The organism is Pedobacter sp. ASV28 (assembly GCF_016428855.1).
GTDB lineage: Bacteria > Bacteroidota > Bacteroidia > Sphingobacteriales > Sphingobacteriaceae > Pedobacter.
In genome coordinates this window covers 1-18,757 of the sequence record NZ_JAELTN010000078.1, presented here as the reverse complement: position 1 = coordinate 18,757, position 18,757 = coordinate 1, and the positions used below count along the sequence as shown (strand labels likewise).

The following is an 18,757-nucleotide window of genomic DNA, read 5'->3' as shown; positions in this document are numbered from 1 at the left end:
ATGGTAACGCAGGTCTCGTGGGCTCGGAGATGTGTATAAGAGACAGATATAATTGATTTATGATTTACAGTTTACGATTTTAGATTTTGACAGGAATGTTGGAAACTATAGGGCTGTAGATTTGGTTTAACCGTATAAATTGCAGGCTTTTTGTACGACAAATCGGAATTCGTCAATCTAGAATCGTAAATTCCCTAATGGCTATGCCCTGCAAAATAACCAACTAGGGCTACGCTGATGCCCAGTAGTACAGCAACCATCTTTCTTTTGTTGATTTTATGGTCCGCACTCGATTCAAAGAGTATAGTAGTAGAGATGTGTAGGAATATACCGATTACAATTCCCATAATTTTATTGAAATAAGCTTCTATGCCACCAATACTACCATTGCTCAATCCTAAGCTCATCCAATAACCTAAGGGGGCCATTATTGCGAAAATGGCTAGGTAAAATACAATTTGACCTTTTTGGATATGGTTTTGCAGTAGGATGCTGGCCAAGGCAAATGCTGCAGGTATATGGTGTAGGGCAATGCCGAATATGAATTCGTTATGATGATCTTTGGCCAAGGGCATACCTTCTAAAAAGGCATGCAGACATAAACTGATCATAATGCCATAGGGGAAAGCATGCGCATGATGTTGCTTGTGGATATGTCCATGTTCAACACCTTCAGAAAACTGTTCGAGGAAAACCTGTAAGAGAAAGCCTATAAGGATGTAAATACCTATTTCATGTCCATCTGTACCGCTATAGGCATCGGGAATAAGGTGGAGCACTGTAATGGAGAATAAGTAGGCTCCACTAAAAGATAAGATAAGTTTTAGTAATCTTGACTTGTCATTCTTGACCAAAAAAATGGCCATACCTCCCAAAAAAGCACAAAAAAATAAAACAGAAAATTTCCAGATCTCCATGGTCTAAACAGGTTTTACTTTTTTATAAATGAAGGCCGTTAAAAGACCGATACTAATACCGAGTAGAGCGCCACAAAATACATCTATAGGATAGTGTACACCTACATAGACCTGTGCAAAACTAATCACGGCCGCCCAGGCTATGCCTATGGGCAAGATGGCTTTCCATTTCCTGTAAAATACACTGATCAAGAAAACGGCAATGCCAAAATGATTGGTGGCGTGCGATGATGGAAAACTTTTCCCGCTACCACAAGGTACACGGTGTATGATTTTATTGCTTAACGTTACTTCGTTGCAGGGGCGTACCCGGTTGACCATAGGCTTGATCATTCTAGACGAGATCAAATCGCCCATAGCGAAGGTGATCAGTACCCCTGCGATAATGTAATAGCCCGTTTTCTTATACTGCTTGATACAAAAGATAATAATAAATAAATACAGCGGCGACCAGAAAAAACGGTTTCTGAGCAGGGGCATAATCCAGTCGAAAAAAACATTGCTCAAACCCCTATGTATCTTTAGGAATAACTCGGTATCGAATTGCTGTAATTCTGCTATCATGCTTTTTTGCAAACAAGAATTAACCTGTCAGACTTCATTTCATCAAAAGGCTCTAAAGTATAGCTGCCAAATTTTTCGGTGATGAGCAGTCCGCTTTTTTCGAGCATATGTTCAAAATCTGCCAATAAGAAAGCCTGTACACGTTCCTCAAATGCATAATCTTTGAGCTTGTGTTCAAAATTAATGTGCTTGATGATTTTTCCTTCCGAAACAAATTTATGCAGATGGAATTCAATACCATCTATGGTCTTCGTTTCTTGGTTGGTAAGGTTTTTTATGATCTTTTGCGTATTGAAATAATCAATTACGAAAGTGCCGTCTGCTTTTAAACTTTTTCTAAATGCCTTTAGTGCATTCACATGATCCTTTTCCGTTTCAAAGTACCCAAAACTGGTAAAGAGGTTGAGGGCAAGGTCGAAATAATTGATATAAGAAAGCTTTCTCATATCATGCACATAGAAATGGAGGTTTTTTTGCTCAAACTGCTGCGCATATTTGATGTTTTGTTCTGATAAATCTATACCAGTAACATCATAGCCTTTTTTATTAAGGTAGATAGAATGTCTACCTCTACCACAGGCAATATCAATGATCTTGCTGTTTGCCTCGGGTTTTAGGTAAGCCAGTAGATTGTCTATCAGTAATTCTGCCTCTTGATCATTTCTATTCCCATATAGTATATGATAATATGGAGAATTAAACCAATATTGAAACCATTTTCGTTGCATTATTTACCGATTTGTTGAACTACAAATATATGATTTTGCCTTTTAATGCAGCTATGTTGTTCATCCACATTTTTTATTGATTTCATTTTCAAGGCAAAAAAAAGAAGCTGTCTAAAAAGTATTGCACCGGTTCCGTTAAAAGGGAAAGCTCTTTAATTGACATTGATGCCTCATTAAGATCTCCAATAAATTGGATATGGTGAAAATAAACTTTTTAAACAGCCTCTCTATAATAAGAGATTATTGATTTATTTTATAACTTTTTTACTGATTGTGCCCTCTGTTGTCGTTAAGGTTAAAATTAGCAGACCTTTGTTTGTTCCGGTAGTTACGGAGATCCTATTGTTGCCTTCTGTTAGGTTAACCGATTGGTCAGCAATTTTTTGTCCTATTAAATTAGTGGCCTCAATTTTACCTTTAATGGCCTTGGGTACGTAAATGCCTAATAAGATATCGGTGGCACCAATCTCTTGTAGGGTCAGCGCACTTGTTGGAACGGCAATTTTTGCACTAACAATACCCGATGGGTTTTGTGTACCGTCTAAATCTACTTGTTGCAACTGATAATAGTTGGTGCCCTTTAAAGGAGAGAAATCGGTAAATTTATAATTTCTCTCGGTATGGGTATTTCCAGCAGCAGCAACTTTACCGATAATGGAGAAATTGGTACCATCAACAGAACGGGTAATATTGAAATGCGAGGCATTTTTTTCTGAAGCGGTATTCCAGTTCAAGCTCACTGAACTTGCATTGGCCTTAGCGGTGAATGAGGTGAGTTCTACAGGTAAGGTTACAGGAAGACCTGTAGTGCCGCTTGTTTTTGCAATGGTGGCATAGAAAACTTTATATTCTCCAGCTCCAACTGGTCCCAAAATATCCGATACCTTGGTGGTTTTCGATAAAAAACCACTTGAAGGAGTGATTCCGGTAAAACCGGAAATTGCTGCCGTTTTGTTTGCTGGAAATGTAGGGTCTTTACTAATTAACAATACTATGTTTGCATTAGTGAAACCATTGTTAGAAACAATAGCGGCAGTAACATTGGGATTCATGTTGAACGAATCATTGTAGCCGGTAGTTGTGATTTTCCAAGTGCGTGCCAAGCGGCCTTCAATATTTGCACCTGTAGGAAATGGTGTATTGGCATCATTAGTGGTTGAGTAAGAAGCCATTGTAGCACCATTGGAAGTCATTGTCATAAATTGTTTGTCTCCCGGCATTTGCGATTTGGGAGACTTTTCAAAATAAGCCCCACTAGAATTGCCAGTAACCCACGTATTTAAACCACTGGCATCGTCCCTGCCAAATAGCTGGAAATTATCGTTGGTATTTGACGTAGAAAGTGGATAAAAGGTATCTTTAGGAAAGCCCGTTACCGTGTTGCCATTATAATCTTGATTGTTAGAGTAGGTAAAGCCATCTCTTTTGAATATGATTGAACCATCGGATGCGAAGTAAGTGCCATTGTTTACAGTTTCCCCATTTCCTGTGCCGTTTCCTAAGATAGCCGTACCAGCATATGCACCTTGGTCATGAGCCAGGTAGATCCTATATTTTGTAGCTAGGTATGAATATACCTTTTGGCGCTCTGTAGTCGTTAATCTTCTTGGATAAATAATGATTTCATAATAAGTTCCTGCAAAAGGTCTTTTCAGACCACTAATATCGTGATATAGTCCTCCTAATTGAACTTTGGTTACATTTAAGGTATTATAACGATTAGATTGTGAGCCTGCAACGTAATCCTGTTGTTTGCCAAAATAATCTTGACCACCCGGAGATGCTGTAACACCATCGTTTTGTTTGGTATTGCCTATGCCATTTATGCTAAACAACAAACTGTTAAGGTCTGTATATGGATCATATGGATTAGATATGATGTTGCTTATGGTCAGTTCGCTTGGGATACCGTTAATGGGCACATTAGGCGTATAAGCTTCCTTTACATTGTTGGTAAGTATAGTTCTGCCATAATAACCTATTTCTGCATCGGCAAATGTAGAAGCTGGAGCTGATTGGCTATAATATACTGCTCTTTTGCCAAAGCCGATATGGTCAAGTGCAGCAGATGTTGTGCCTGGTGTATTTGGTCCCAAATAAATAAGTGCGCCTGAACTATTGCCCGTAGCTACAATGAATACATCATATTTTAAAGTGTTAATGCCATCACCCAGTATGCTGGATAGTTCTGTCCCAACCTGGTCAAAGCTCATGGTTTGGCCAGAGGCAAAGGTAACACCTGATCGATCTGTGGCATTGCTAAAGGTAGGGTTTGTAATGGCGGGAGAAACAAAAGATGGCAATAGGGTAAAAGCTATTGAACCTTTATTTTGCCATCCTGTAATGGCACTGCCATTGGTTGCCGGTGTTACCCCATCATCACCTTTTAGCCAGATGGCAGGTAGGCCTATACCACCTGGGCCTTGAGCATTTCCCAAAAAAGGAACAGCCAATAAAATTGCAAGTAGAAGTTTTTTCATAATTTTTGTTTAAGAAGTTGAAGGTTGAAAAATAATAGACTTAAAAGTAAGACATTGGTCAACCATAAGTGGGTATGTATGTAGCGCAAACGTTTGATCGATTTTGGCCATGAAATTAAAAAATCATACTTTTTGTGCGTGAAAATGAGTGCTTTAACTAATGTGCGTACTTTGAAGGTCATGTTTTTGGCTCTGCTTGGAGAAACTCAACACAAACGTTTGTTTCTGTTATATTCGTTTACATATAACTTAACATGTACCCATATTTGGCAAGGACCACGCATAAGCAGCTTATTTATGGAAATTAAATTATCTGATCTACCGGAAACGTAAAAGATAAGTTTACAGACCACCTATTTTTTGTTAATTTTGGAAAAAAAATAATCACTTTGACTTTAATAAAATCTATCTCTGGAATTAGGGGGACCATAGGCGGTAAGGCCGGCGATGGTTTAACCCCAATAGATGTGGTAAAATTTACTGCAGCTTATGGATCTTGGGTAATCGATAAAACCCAAAATAAAAAAATCGTACTTGGTCGTGATGCCCGTATTTCAGGCGAAATGGTCAACAACCTGGTCGTTGGTACCCTTCAGGGACTTGGCATTGAAGTGATTGACTTAGGCCTTTCTACTACGCCAACCGTAGAAATAGCAGTTCCGCTAGAAAATGCCGCGGGAGGAATTATCTTAACGGCCAGTCACAATCCCAAACAATGGAATGCCTTGAAATTGTTGAATGCAAAAGGCGAGTTTATTAGTGATGCCGATGGAAAAGAGGTGTTGGAGATCGCTGAAAAAGCAGATTTTAGCTTTGCTGATGTAGATCAATTGGGCAAAGTGATCAAGAACGATAGTTATATCCAAAAACATATAGATGTCATTTTGGCCTTGCCATTGGTGGATGTAGAAGCGATAAAAAAAGCAAAATTTAATGTAGTTATTGATTGTGTAAACTCTACGGGAGGTATTTTTCTCCCTCCTTTGTTACGGGCATTAGGTGTAGAAACTATTCATGAACTTTATTGCGAGCCAAATGGCCATTTCCCTCACAACCCGGAACCACTGCCGGAAAACCTGACTGAAATATCTAAGGTTGTTCAACAGAAAAAGGCAGATTTGGGTATTGTAGTAGATCCAGATGTCGACCGTTTATGCTTTGTAAATGAAGATGGATCTATGTTTGGTGAAGAGTACACCTTGGTAGCCGTGGCAGATTACATTCTTAAATATACACCTGGTAATACTGTTTCTAACTTGTCTTCTACAAGGGCTTTGAAAGATGTAACAGAGAGATATGGAAATCAATATAATGCAGCCGCTGTTGGAGAAGTGAATGTGGTCAATCAGATGAAAGCTACCCAAGCCGTAATAGGCGGAGAGGGCAATGGCGGGATTATCTACCCGGAGTTGCATTATGGTAGAGATGCCCTGGTGGGTATTGCTTTGTTCCTTTCGCACTTGGCCAAATTTGGCAAATCAATTTCGGTATTGAGGGCCAGTTATCCATCTTATCACATCTCCAAAAACAAGATTACATTAACGCCAGAGATGGATATCGATGCGCTTTTGTTGCAGGTAGAGGAGAAGTATAAAAATCAACCGCATAGCACAATTGACGGATTGAAAATTGAATTTGAAAAAGAATGGGTACATTTGCGGAGATCTAATACGGAGCCGATTATTCGTATTTACAGCGAAGCTGAGAACGAAACAATTGCAGAAAACCTGGCCAATAAAATTATTTCCGACATTAAGGAGATATTGAAAATAGGCTAGTGCCAGCAGATACTAACTTATTATTTATAAAATGAAAAAAGTTTATTTGGATAATGCCGCTACAACGCCATTAGATCCAGAGGTAATCGCAGAAATGACCAATGTAATGCAACACTACTTTGGCAATCCGTCTGCTATACATGCCTTGGGAAGAGAAGTAAGAACGTTGGTAGAAAAGGCACGTAAAACAGTGGCAACACTGTTGAATGCATCCCCTTCAGAGATTTTCTTTACCTCTGGTGGTACAGAGGCCGATAATACAGCCATACGCTGTGGTATAGCGGCATACGGTATTAAGCATGCCATTACCTCTAAAATTGAGCATCATGCCGTAGAACATACCTTAGATATGTTGTTAAAAGACGGGGTAATAGATAAGCTCAGTTTTGTAGACATTGATGCCAAGGGCAATGTAGATTATGCGCATCTGGAAGAATTGTTGCAGAATAATGACCGGAGTTTTGTTTCGTTGATGCATGCCAATAATGAACTGGGCACTTTGACCGATATGGAAACAGTGGGCAACCTTTGTGAAAAATATAATGCCATTTACCATGCAGATACCGTACAGACCATGGGCCATTATGCGCACGATGTACGTAAGCTGAAAGCACATTTCATCGTTTGTGCTGCACATAAACTGCACGGACCTAAAGGAGTTGGATTTCTATATGTCAATAATTCTATTAAAATTCCGCCAATGATCTATGGTGGGGCACAAGAACGCAACATGCGTGGCGGAACTGAAAATGTATATGGTATTGTAGGTTTGGCCAAAGCCTTAGAGATTGCTTACGCGGAGATGGAGCAACACCAGCAACAGATACAGCAGTTAAAAGATTATATGAAGGAACAACTGTTGGCAGAAGTGCCTGGTATTGATTTCAATGGTGAAATAGAGGCTGGTAAAAGTCTTTATACAGTGCTGAACGTGTCATTTCCAGAAATGGACATGGCAGATATGTTGCTGTTCAATTTAGATATCAATGGCATTTGTGCTTCTGGTGGTAGCGCCTGTTCATCAGGTTCCAATATTGGTTCGCATGTGTTAAATGGTATCAAAGCGGATCCAAATCGCCCGGCGGTTCGTTTTTCTTTCAGTAAATACACCACTAAAGAAGAAATAGACTACACCCTCGAAAAAATTAAGATGGTGGTTAAACAGAATACCTTGGCTTAAGTCAAAACACTTTTTATTTCAAATGAAGAGAGAAATCTAATGGTTTCTCTCTTTTTTTTGAAGAGCAATTTTGGTGCTAATCGCTTCCATTTTGCCCCGCTTTGTGTTTCTCCCGATAAAACCTGTGTAACAAGCAAGTACACCACATAACAATAAAAACAGATGTTGCAATCGGTATCCAACTCAATCGGATCTATTTAACAGCAACTTGTGCTAATGCTCAAAGTAAGTTGTCATTTCGAATCGATGTGAGAAATCTAAACCTATGCTTTTCGTTTCATCTTTTTATTTGCTTATTTATTGGTCCATTTTGGATTGGCTTGTAAAACTTTGTTGTACACAGCGCAAGAAGTATCATGTGAACCAGGTAAATAACCAATACTCATCAAAAATTCACCAACAATTTCACCACCGGTAAATTTAAAAGTCTTTTTGAACAGCTTTACCCATTCTGCTTTGGTTTTGGGATGATGATGCGTTAACCATTTTTCGAAACTGCCAAACTCCTGCTGCAATTGAAGAATAGTCTTCGCATTTTCTATGGCTGCGTTGATCTTTAATTTATTGCGGATAATTCCAGTATCCTGTAATAAATGGTCCCTGTCGGCTGCTGTAAAGTTTGCTACTTTTTTAATATCGAAATTGGCGTAAGCTTGTCTAAAACCCACTTCCTTTTTAAGAATGGTTTCCCAACTTAAGCCCGCTTGGTTGATCTCTAAAATTAGGCGGCCAAATAATTCGTTATCGTCATGAATGGGAAAGCCATAATGATTATCGTGATAATTGGCATGCAGAGCCCTACGTTCTTCGGGCTGCATATGAGGTATAGCGCTACAGTAGCTCATGTTAATAATTGCTTGTAAATTTAATAGGCAAAAATAGAAGGTAAAGTGACAACCTTATGTCAGTTGACAAAAAATAGTTGTTTTTCTATTTTAAGAGCTGTTGCATTTCTTGCCAATGATAAAACTTTACCTTTTCGGCAGGTTGCTGGGCGGCAGTGAACATTGCCCTTGCAATCTCTCTTGCTGTAATGCCCTTGTATTTATTCAGACTTCCAACCAACAAAAAGTTAATGCCTACCCAAATCTTTATAAAGATCTTCTCCAATGGCCTACTTTCGCTTCTGTTGCCCATAATCATTGAGGGACGGAAAATGTGTGTATGCTCAAAACCAAGTGCCAATACATCTCGTTCGGACTCACCTTTGGTTTTTACATAGAAAATGGAAGATCTTGCATTGGCACCGATGGCCGTTACCATGAATACAGATTTTGCACCTTTTGCTAAGGTAAGCTGTGCCGCCAGAACCGGATAATCGTGGTCTATTTGATAGTATTCCTTTTCATTGGGCGTTTTCTTTTTCGTAGTGCCCAAGGTAATAAATACATCATCGGCAACTAGTTCATCCTGGTATTGTGGCAAACTTTGATAGTCGGCAATAATGGTTTTTAATTTATGGTGCTGTAAATCCAAAGGTTTCCTTACTACAATTTTTACTTGGCTATAAATATCACTTTGTAAGAGATCGTTTAATAAATATCCACCTATAAATCCGCTGGCACCAAAGAGAATTGCTGTTTTCATCTGTATCAATTAATTTTTGAACTATTAAGTTACACAAACCATCGCTATGCTGTATGAATTTGGTACTGCTGTAAGATCGCTATTTGACAAACAATAATAAATGGATATTGTTAAAAAGATATGGATCAAAATATAGCATATCATGGAAAGAGCAAATAAAAATGAAAAGAAAAAAGAAATAAGGAATGATCTGATTGATATTGATGATACAAAACCGACAAGGACAGAAGAGAATATCGAGAAGAATTCTTCTTCGAGCATCAAAACTAATTTCAGTAAGAATCATACACGTAAGCATCCGCCAATGGGTGATGGTCATGAGCCGGGTACTACACCTGGTAGTGGCTTTTAATCAAAATTATTCATTAAATTTAGGCCACGGCATTTCAGCCGTGGCTTTTTAATTTCTGCTATGCAACGTAAACAGTTTATCCAACAATCGGCATTTGCATTGGCTATGCTTTCCTTGTACAGGTCCAATTTATTTGCTAAAGCTCCTTTGTTCAGAGCCTATCAATTTAAACCCTTAAGAAATGATATAGGTGTATTTACCGAACAAGGTGGAACCATAGCCTGGCTAAATAACCCCAATGGATTTGTAGTAGTCGATGCGCAATTTCCTGCTACGGCACCCCATGTTATTGAAGAATTGAAGAAGCTGGGAGAAAAGCCTTTCAGGTATTTGTTGAATACACACCATCATGGTGATCATACCGGAGGAAATATTGCATTTAAAGGCTTGGCCGAACATGTAGTGGCCCATCAGCACTCGCTAGCTAATCAAAAACTTACTGCCGAAAAAGCGAACAACTTGGATAAACAGTTATTGCCGGATATGAGCTTTGGAAACAATGGTTGGAACACAAAAGTAGGGAAGGAAAAAATAACGGCGCATTATTTTGGAGCAGGGCATACCAATGGAGATGCCATTTATCATTTTGAAAATGCAAATATTGCCCATGTAGGCGACTTGGTGTTCAATCGCCGTTTTCCATTTATCGATACGGCAAATGGTGCCGATATAACGAGCTGGATTGTGGTTTTAGAAAAGACAATGAAACAGTTTGATAAGGATACGCTTTTTGTTTTTGGACATAGCCTCGATCCCGAGAAGATCACCGGTAACAAGGAAGACCTTAAAGCTTTTCAGCATTACCTACAATCCTTGTTGGCTTTTGTCGGCAATGAAATCAAGGCAGGTAAATCTAAAGATGATATTTTAAAAGCGACTACCATACCCAATGCGCCTGAGTGGCAAGGCGACGGTATTGCCAGAAGTTTAAATGCGGCCTATGCTGAACTAACGATGGTAAAATCATGATGAAACATACCACATTTGTAAAGTGGCATAACCACTTTTAAAAAGATCTGAAAAAAAATAAAGATATTTTAATTTATAAACGTTCTATATTTCAAATATATCTTTTATGGGGGAATATGGTGCTAATATATAAGGTGTTAAGCCCTATATTTGTTTAATCCAAATCCCCAACTTATGGATGATTTTTTAGCCGCACGTTCGCAAATGGCCCTTTCCTTGGGCTTTCATATTATCTATGCCTGTATCGGAATGGTGATGCCATTTTTTATGGCGGTTTCTCATTACAAATGGTTAAAGACAAATAAGGAGGTATATCAGCATATTACTAAAGCTTGGAGTAAAGGCGTAGCTATCTTTTTCGCTACAGGAGCTGTATCGGGAACAATGTTATCCTTCGAATTGGGCCTGCTCTGGCCAAAATTTATGGAGCATGCAGGTCCGATTTTTGGTATGCCCTTCTCCTTAGAAGGGACCGCTTTTTTTATAGAAGCCATTGCCTTGGGTTTTTTTCTATATGGTTGGAACAAACTCAATAAGTGGTTCCATTGGTTTACCGGGGTAGTGGTAGGCGTGAGCGGTTTGGCTTCGGGTATTTTGGTGGTTGCGGCCAATGCCTGGATGAACAGTCCGTCTGGTTTTGAATATGTAAACGGACAGTACACCAATATAGATCCCATCAAAGCCATGTTCAATGATGCTTGGTTTACACAGGCCCTGCATATGTGCCTAGCGGCTTTTACAGCTACCGGCTTTGCAGTGGCAGGCGTACATGCCTTAATGATCCTAAAAAAACAGTACGTAGATTTTCATTATAAAGCATTTAAAATTGCTGCTGCCTTTGCTACGGTATGTGCTCTTTTACAGCCTATAAGTGGAGATATTTCTGCAAAAGATGTGGCCAAAAGGCAACCTGCAAAATTGGCTGCTATGGAAGCTTTATACCAAACGGAAAAACCAGCACCCTTATTAATAGGTGGTATTGTAGACGAGAAAAATAAAACCGTAAGCAAGGCGATTGAAATACCCGGGGCTTTAAGTTTTTTGGCACATGGCAATTTTAAGGCTGAAGTTAAGGGCTTAGACCAAATTCCAGAAAATGAGCACCCACCAGTGGCCATTACCCATTACGCCTTTCAAATTATGGTGGGATTGGGTACCTTGATGCTGCTGCTTTCATTGGTGTATTTTTTTATCTTATGGAGGAGGAAAAGCGTATTGAAAACTTTATGGCTGCTCAAACTTTTTGTATGTGCTATCCCCTTGGGCTATATTGCTTTAGAAGCAGGTTGGGTAGTTACAGAAGTAGGTAGGCAACCCTGGATCATTTACGGCATTATGCGTACCAAAGATGCCGTTACCCCAATGCCAGGCATTGTCTGGTCATTCTATCTCTTTTCGGCCATCTATTTTTCGTTGAGTATCATTGTTATCTTTTTACTTTATCGGCAGATTAAAATGGTGCCTATTTTATATCATTCATCTGCAAAACAAAATACCGAACCATAATGGAATATGTAGTAATTACCTTTTTATGTTTATCCATACTGCTTTATTTCCTGTTGGGAGGAGCTGATTTTGGGGCAGGTATTATCGAGTTGTTTACCTCGAAAAAGAATAGAGGAAAAACCCGTCATACCATGCATCAGGCTATTGGGCCAGTTTGGGAAGCCAACCACATGTGGTTGATCATAGCCATAGTCATCTTGTTCGTAGGTTTTCCATTGATCTACACTACCATGTCTGTTTATTTACATATTCCGCTGGCCATTATGTTGATTGGCATTATAGCGAGGGGAACAGCTTTTGTATTTAGACATTACGATGCGGTAAAAGATAATATGCAGGAACTATACAATCGAATTTTTATTTATTCGAGCTTTGTTACCCCTTTGTTTTTGGGTATTATAGCAGGTAGTGTTTTATCTGGAAGGGTAGATCTGGCTGCGAATAATTTTGTGGATGCCTATATCTTTAGCTGGTTGAATTGGTTCTCTGTTTCGGTGGGGCTGTTTACTACCGCTTTATGTGGTTTTTTGGCGGCCATTTATCTAATAGGGGAGTGTAAAACAGCAGAAGATAAGAAACGCTTCATAAAGAAAGCCGAATATATGAATGTGGCAGCCGTAATTTTTGGAGCAATGGTCTTCTTCAGTGCGGCGATAGAAAAAGTCCCTTTAATAAATTGGGTAATCTACAACGAAGTGGGCCTGGTATCAGTAAGCTTGGCCAGTCTGTCTTTAGTATTATTGTGGTATCTGCTTTTAAAGGGCAAAACAAAAATTTTACGCGTGTTGGCAGGTTTTCAGGTGACCATGATTTTGATTGCCATTAGCTATGCGCACTTCCCTAATTTTATCAGGTTGAAAGGAGGTGAGGTAATTTCCTTATATGAAACAATAGGCCCTGAGAAGACGATTCAAAGCTTAGGATGGGCATTGGTATTGGGAAGTTTGTTAATCTTGCCTTTTTTAGGATATCTGTTCTATAAATTTCAGCAAAAGGAAGAATAATCATATTACTTAAACACCTAAAACGAACTAAGGTGTTTCTATGTGGTAATCAATTATAGTGTTTTTAGATTTCTCCTGGGTCCTCGTCGAAGTAACGGCTAACCATCTCAGGTATTTTAGAGCATTTAAAAAATTTAAAACTACCGCAAAATCACCTAAGATGAACTAAGGCGTTTTAGGTGGTTGAAAAAATAATAGGATATAGAAGGACCGAAATAAAAAACCACCTAAAACATCTAAAATGAACTAAGATGTCTTAGGTGGTTGAAAATATAGCACTGTTAGATTTAACTTTTGTTGATTGTCAATTCTCTCTGCGTCCGAAATGCCGACAGCAGTTTCCTAATCTATACCGCCTTTACGGATGGCTTTTTTCTGTTCTGGCCAAGTAGAAGGTTTTCCGGTACGTTCATTTGTAGGTAATGGATTACTTCTTTCGTTAGAGGTTTTTTCAGGGTCTTCACAGGCCATATAAACCATAATGGCAGCAAGAATAACATTGCTCCTGATCTCATCGAAAACTAATTTATCATAGCTATCCCTATTGGTGTGCCAGGTATAAGTGCCATAATCCCAGCTGGTAGAGCTTAGGGAGAAGCCCGGCGCACCCACAGCTACAAAAGAGGCAAAGTCAGAACCGCCAGCTCCCGGTACACCCGGGAAAGAAGTTTTGATCTGGTTTTTAATGGTATCAGGTACTTTGGCCAACCAGCGCGTTAAAAAATCTTTTGCTTTGGCAAAGCCTTGGCCGCCTAGATTAACCACTCTTCCGGTGCCATTATCTTGATTGAACAATGCTTGTAGGTTGCCCACAATTTCGGGGTGATCTTCTACAAAAGCTCTTGAACCATTTAAGCCTTGCTCTTCACTTCCCCAGTGGCCCACCAAAATGGTTCTTTTTGGGTTGGGATAAAATTTCTTGAGCACACGCATCACTTCCATCATCATGATGGTACCTGAGCCATTATCAGTAGCGCCACTTGCGGCATCCCATGAGTCGAGGTGGGCCGATAACATCACATATTCGTTCGGTTTTTCCTTGCCCTTAATTTCGGCAACCGTATTAAAGGTAGGTACAAGACCTAATTCTTTAGATTCTGAAGTGATGTTTAGTACAGGTTTGGCACCATATTTTACTAAGCGATAGACTAGACCATAATCTTCTACGGACAGGTCAACTGTTGGAACTTTCTTGGTATTGGCCCCAAAAACCTTGTCTACGCCAAAACCTTGCGACCAGTTGTTAATGATAATGGCGACAGCTCCGGCATTTTCCAAGGCTAAAGCTAATTCTTTAGCTTTTAAACCCGTTTTAGCTAAATTTTGCGCGAATTTTTTAGTCGCTTCAGCTTTTTCTTTTTTAAATTTTTCGAACAGCTCTTTGGTTGCAAATTCTTCCCAATTTTTTTCTGGACGACCAGAGGGCTGATTTTGTGAGATCAAGACCAATTTGCCTTTAACATTAGGTAGCCATTTTTGAAAAGCAATAGAATCGATAATGTTTTCGGGTAGAATAATGGCTTCGGCCTTAATGGGCTTGCCATTGGTTGATGGGCTCCAGGCCAATTGTGTGCCTTCTAAAGTTCTTAAACGCGGACTGACCAGGTCAATGTGGGTAATGCCTCTTTGCCAACCTCGCCATTCTCCCCATTTTTCATTCTTGGCCGAAATATTCCAATCTGTATATTTTTTTACTACCCAATCATTGGCTTGTTTCATTTGTGGCGAGCCTACCAAACGTGGGCCTATCACATCCAAAAGTTCGTGAGCCAGCTTTTCAAGCTGTGAATTTTCATTGGTTTCCTTAACGATGTTGTCAATTACCTTGTCTTGTGCAAAAACAAAAGAGGAGGTAAATAGCAATAAACTCGGTAAAAGTAATTTTCTATTCATGTTTAAAATGTTTATTGTCTTATAGACCTCTAAATTAGGGATTAAGTCCGTTCTAAATTTTTGTTAATAGAAATGTTGCAAAGCTTATAATCCCTTTTCCTTGAGCCAAATTAGCAAAGCTTCTTTTACGGCTTCGCCTATTTTTGTCAAATTTTTTTTGTTCAGCAAGAAATCGCGGCTTTGGCCGATGTCGCCAATTTCTAGAAGTACGCGGTATTTGGCTTTGTTTACCTGCTCATCTAGACTATAGAAAGCTCTTTTGCCAGTTTCCTTACATCGGTAATCATTTCGATCAGGCCAGCTATCCCCAAAAACACCTTTGTTGGTTAAATCGGTTGCCGAGGCTATTGCTGCTGTTAAGCGAGCCGCTAGTTCCCGATTATCTTTCTCATATTCATCACCTTCGTGGATGAACCCCCAAATGGCATGTTGTTTGGTGCCGCCGTTGTTATGGAAGGAAATAAACACATCGGCCTTCAGCTCATTTGATTTATTAATTTCATAAGCATAACCTGAAATTTTTCCCTCTATCACATCTGAGGTATGCTCTAGTTTTGTGTTGCTACCTACGTTGGCGTGATGCAAATTTTCTTCGTACAAACTCCATACTTTATATTCCTTTTTCATTGGCGATTTTTTCATCGCTGCTTCTACCATGGTGTTACAGGTTTGCGCTTCACTAAAATCTACACCAGTATCGGTTTGGTGCGAAGGTTGCCACACCACAACAGTTGATTTTTTTTGCGCTAAAACCATCTGGGAACATAAAACAATAGATAGCAGGGGAAGAAGGTGAAATTTTAGTTTCGAAAATGGTAACATGGTTTGTATTTAAGTTTGAAGTGAAAATAGTATAATATCTATAAATATTAGCTTTAAGATGGTTTGTACCTCATCGAAAGGACAAAAAAGCATTATTAGGGAGCTATCGGATGCGAGGGGAGAAGCCATTCAAATATCCGTGCCCAGTTTTTTAGTTAGGGCTTCGTTGTATTTTGCTTTTTCTTTTGTTTAGCTGTAAAAAGTCGAAGCTATTAATATTAAGTAAAATATATGTTTTTTTCATTGCTGTTTGATTTGTTGATGTTAAGTTATGAAATGTTTTGGATGTACTAAATAATAACGTCTTGGTTAATTTTTGTTTTTATTTTTCCTCTATGCCGGAGGACATTCAACTTTTCTTGATAAAAAGTTGATCAAAAATCAAGGCTGCCTATTTTTTCTTTGATGCACTAGCTAGGGCTAATTACTGCTGACTGAAAAAATAGGAGGCCAAATAACGGTAACGTGGATTTTTTGCAAGGGCAAAAGTAGGTATGTTAGAGTTACAGATTAGCGTACGATAAACCTGATTGACGGCGGTAGCTTGCGAAGTGTAGCGAGCAACTAAAGCCAAAAAGCAGGGCTGAAATTGTTTAGATGTACGAACCCTGCTTTTCTAGTATAATCAATTTCCCGAAAAATCGGGATTTCACTTCGGTCAACGTTGTTGTCATTTGTTCATTAGTTTTATGGATTAGCCTAATGAACCAGTGAACTACCGAACAAAATTACTTCTTCATCATTTTAAGGAAGGTGGCCAATTTTGCCTTCATTTCCCTTCTGTCTACAATAAAGTCAAGGAAACCATGCTCCAGTACAAATTCTGAAGTTTGGAAACCTTTTGGCAGATCTTTTTTAATGGTTTCTTTAATTACGCGAGGGCCTGCAAAACCGATTAAGGCGCCTGGTTCGGCAATGTTAATGTCGCCCAACATGGCGTAAGAGGCGGTTACACCACCCGTAGTTGGATCGGTTAATAGGGAAATATAAGGTATTTTTGCCTGACTCAACAGGGCCAGTTTTGCGGAGGTTTTGGCCATTTGCATCAAAGAAAATGCAGCTTCCATCATACGTGCGCCACCAGATTTAGAGATCATTAAGAAAGGAACTTTCTTTTTAAGACTATAATCTATAGAGCGAGCAATTTTTTCGCCTACTACAGAACCCATAGAACCGCCAATGAAGTTGAAATCCATACAGGCAATCATAATGTCTTCTCCATCAATTTTGCCATGTGCAGCCCTTATGGCATCTTTTAGCCCAGTTTTTTTGCTGGTTTCTATGAGCCTATCGGTGTAAGGTTTGCTATCTACAAAGTTTAACGGGTCTCCAGAAGTTAGGTTAGGGAAGATTTCGGTATACTCGTTATGATCAAAAAGTACCTGGAAATATTCTTTAGAACCTACCCTAAGGTGATAGTTGCAGTATTGGCAAACCCATTTGTTTTCTTCTAGATCGGCACTGTGAAGGGCTTTCTTACAGCTTGGACATTTATTCCATAAGCCATCTGGAGCTTCCTTTTTTTCTTCGGTGGTAGTGCTGATACCTTTCTTTTCTCTTCTAAACCAAGACATGTTTACTTTTTAAAAATGCGACTACAAAGAAACGAAAAAAAAAATTAACACAAATAAGAGATTTAATGTTGTCTTAGTGTATAATTGACAATAAGTAAAATTTGATTACATTTGTGTTTATTCACTTGTTGTTAGATTAAAATTCCTAACTTCGAAACATACTAAAACTAAATATAAAATGAGTTTAAAAGGCTACAAAGGCGTAATTTATGGAGCTGCTGTACAAGAACTGTTTGAGCAGGCCAAAAAACATCAGTTTGCACTACCTGCTGTAAACGTAACAGGAACCAATACGATTAATGCGGTAATGGAAACGGCTAAAGCGGTGAATTCGCCGGTAATGATCCAATTATCAAATGGTGGTGCGCAATTTTATGCGGGCAAATCTTTAAACAATGATAATTTACAAGCATGTATCTTAGGTGCGGTTTCTGCTGCTAAACATGTGCACTTATTGGCAGAACATTATGGTGTAGCCGTAGTTTTACACACCGATCATGCCGCAAAAAAATTATTGCCTTGGATCGATGGTCTATTGGACCATGGTGAAAAATTCTTCGCCGAAACAGGAAAACCTTTGTTTTCTTCGCACATGTTGGATCTCTCTGAAGAACCTATTGAGGAAAATATAGAAATCAGTGCCAAATATTTGGAGCGCATGAGCAAAATGGGAATGACCATTGAAATTGAGCTTGGCGTTACCGGAGGTGAAGAAGATGGAGTGGACAATAGTGATGTAGATAGTTCTAAATTATATACCCAACCTAGCGAAGTGGCTTATGCTTATGAAGAACTGAGCAAAGTGAGCGATAGGTTTACCGTAGCGGCAGCCTTTGGAAACGTACATGGTGTTTATAAACCAGGTAACGTAAAATTGCAACCGATCATCCTGAAAAATTCTCAAGACTATATCAAAGAAAAATACAACCTGACTGCCGAAAAGCCAATCAATTTCGTATTTCACGGCGGTTCTGGTTCTTCGCAAGAAGAAATTAGAGAGGCAATTTCTTATGGTGCCATTAAAATGAATATCGATACCGATATGCAATGGGCATTCTGGGAAGGTATTTTAGGTTACTACAAGAAGAATGAGGCTTATTTACAAGGCCAAATTGGAAATCCGGAAGGCGATGATAAACCTAATAAAAAATATTATGATCCAAGGGTTTGGTTACGTAAGGCAGAAGAGGAATTTGTAAAACGCTTAACGGTGGCTTTCGAAGACCTGAATTGTATCAACGCTAACGATAAACTATAAGTTCTACTTGTTTATCATAACAAAAAGCGCTGCAATGATCATCGCAGCGCTTTTTGTTTAAAGATTTTTGTTGCCGATATGTGTTTGTAGTAGCGGTCTATAGCCAATACCAATTGGTATTTCTTCCCCGGCAATAATCAACTGC

16 protein-coding genes are annotated in these 18,757 nt (G+C 39.0%); 7 read left to right on the top strand and 9 right to left on the bottom strand.

The genetic code is table 11. The annotated features are described in order from the left end of the window. Positions 1–194 precede the first annotated feature (194 nt). The 4 genes from JHD79_RS20290 to JHD79_RS20275 form a co-directional block, all read right to left on the bottom strand. Positions 195–917: a ZIP family metal transporter gene (locus JHD79_RS20290; RefSeq protein WP_199121186.1), complete on the bottom strand. Its 723-nt coding sequence runs from the start codon at positions 915–917 to the stop codon at positions 195–197. Positions 918–920: 3 nt separating this feature from the next. After that, complete coding sequence (locus JHD79_RS20285) at positions 921–1,481, bottom strand: phosphatase PAP2 family protein (RefSeq protein ID WP_199121185.1); 561 nt, start codon at positions 1,479–1,481, stop codon at positions 921–923. After that, the gene (locus JHD79_RS20280) at positions 1,478–2,209 is read right to left on the bottom strand and encodes a bifunctional 2-polyprenyl-6-hydroxyphenol methylase/3-demethylubiquinol 3-O-methyltransferase UbiG (protein WP_199121184.1); all 732 of its coding nucleotides are present in this window, start codon (positions 2,207–2,209) and stop codon (positions 1,478–1,480) included. Before JHD79_RS20280 ends, JHD79_RS20285 begins: the two co-directional genes overlap by 4 nt. Before the next feature lie 248 nt (positions 2,210–2,457). Next, positions 2,458–4,689, bottom strand: a complete 2,232-nt coding sequence (locus JHD79_RS20275) for a hypothetical protein (protein WP_199121183.1) — start codon at positions 4,687–4,689, stop codon at positions 2,458–2,460. A 389-nt stretch (positions 4,690–5,078) separates the two neighbouring features. On the opposite strand from JHD79_RS20275, the gene glmM reads away from it, so the two are divergent. Continuing rightward, on the top strand, positions 5,079–6,467 hold the full coding sequence (glmM, locus tag JHD79_RS20270; protein ID WP_199121182.1) for a phosphoglucosamine mutase: 1,389 nt from the start codon (positions 5,079–5,081) through the stop codon (positions 6,465–6,467). 31 nt (positions 6,468–6,498) lie between these two features. Further along, complete coding sequence (locus tag JHD79_RS20265) at positions 6,499–7,647, top strand: cysteine desulfurase family protein (RefSeq protein ID WP_199121181.1); 1,149 nt, start codon at positions 6,499–6,501, stop codon at positions 7,645–7,647. A 293-nt stretch (positions 7,648–7,940) separates the two neighbouring features. Here the strand turns inward: JHD79_RS20265 and JHD79_RS20260 are convergent, their stop codons facing one another. Both JHD79_RS20260 and JHD79_RS20255 read right to left on the bottom strand, forming a co-directional pair. Continuing rightward, on the bottom strand, positions 7,941–8,492 hold the full coding sequence (locus JHD79_RS20260; RefSeq protein WP_199121180.1) for a DNA-3-methyladenine glycosylase I: 552 nt from the start codon (positions 8,490–8,492) through the stop codon (positions 7,941–7,943). Between the two features lie 85 nt (positions 8,493–8,577). Continuing rightward, positions 8,578–9,234 (bottom strand): oxidoreductase, encoded by a 657-nt coding sequence (locus JHD79_RS20255; RefSeq protein WP_199121179.1) that lies wholly within the window; start codon positions 9,232–9,234, stop codon positions 8,578–8,580. Between the two features lie 142 nt (positions 9,235–9,376). Here JHD79_RS20255 and JHD79_RS20250 point away from each other — a divergent pair, with 142 nt between their 5' ends. The 4 genes from JHD79_RS20250 (at position 9,377) to JHD79_RS20235 (ending at position 13,065) form a co-directional block, all read left to right on the top strand. Then, entirely contained in the window at positions 9,377–9,586 is a 210-nt protein-coding gene (locus JHD79_RS20250) for a hypothetical protein (RefSeq protein ID WP_199121178.1), read from the top strand. A gap of 60 nt (positions 9,587–9,646) precedes the next feature. Further along, positions 9,647–10,555 (top strand): MBL fold metallo-hydrolase, encoded by a 909-nt coding sequence (locus JHD79_RS20245; protein WP_199121177.1) that lies wholly within the window; start codon positions 9,647–9,649, stop codon positions 10,553–10,555. A 174-nt stretch (positions 10,556–10,729) separates the two neighbouring features. Further along, positions 10,730–12,061, top strand: a complete 1,332-nt coding sequence (locus JHD79_RS20240; protein ID WP_199121176.1) for a cytochrome ubiquinol oxidase subunit I — start codon at positions 10,730–10,732, stop codon at positions 12,059–12,061. Then, the gene (locus JHD79_RS20235; RefSeq protein WP_199121175.1) at positions 12,061–13,065 is read left to right on the top strand and encodes a cytochrome d ubiquinol oxidase subunit II; all 1,005 of its coding nucleotides are present in this window, start codon (positions 12,061–12,063) and stop codon (positions 13,063–13,065) included. The genes JHD79_RS20240 and JHD79_RS20235 overlap by 1 nt, the downstream gene beginning before the upstream one ends. Before the next feature lie 342 nt (positions 13,066–13,407). On the opposite strand, the gene JHD79_RS20230 is transcribed toward JHD79_RS20235, so the two are convergent. The 3 genes from JHD79_RS20230 to accD form a co-directional block, all read right to left on the bottom strand. Further along, positions 13,408–14,958 carry a M20/M25/M40 family metallo-hydrolase gene (locus JHD79_RS20230; RefSeq protein ID WP_199121174.1) on the bottom strand — a complete coding sequence of 517 codons (1,551 nt, stop codon included), beginning with the start codon at positions 14,956–14,958 and terminating at the stop codon, positions 13,408–13,410. An 84-nt stretch (positions 14,959–15,042) separates the two neighbouring features. Continuing rightward, positions 15,043–15,714, bottom strand: coding sequence for an N-acetylmuramoyl-L-alanine amidase (locus tag JHD79_RS20225; protein WP_199121173.1), 672 nt, complete (start codon positions 15,712–15,714; stop codon positions 15,043–15,045). A 794-nt stretch (positions 15,715–16,508) separates the two neighbouring features. Beyond that, the gene (accD, locus tag JHD79_RS20220; RefSeq protein ID WP_199121172.1) at positions 16,509–17,354 is read right to left on the bottom strand and encodes an acetyl-CoA carboxylase, carboxyltransferase subunit beta; all 846 of its coding nucleotides are present in this window, start codon (positions 17,352–17,354) and stop codon (positions 16,509–16,511) included. 178 nt (positions 17,355–17,532) lie between these two features. Between accD and fbaA the strand changes: the two genes are divergently transcribed. After that, positions 17,533–18,612 carry a class II fructose-bisphosphate aldolase gene (gene fbaA / locus JHD79_RS20215; protein ID WP_199121171.1) on the top strand — a complete coding sequence of 360 codons (1,080 nt, stop codon included), beginning with the start codon at positions 17,533–17,535 and terminating at the stop codon, positions 18,610–18,612. The last annotated feature ends 145 nt before the right edge of the window (positions 18,613–18,757 follow it).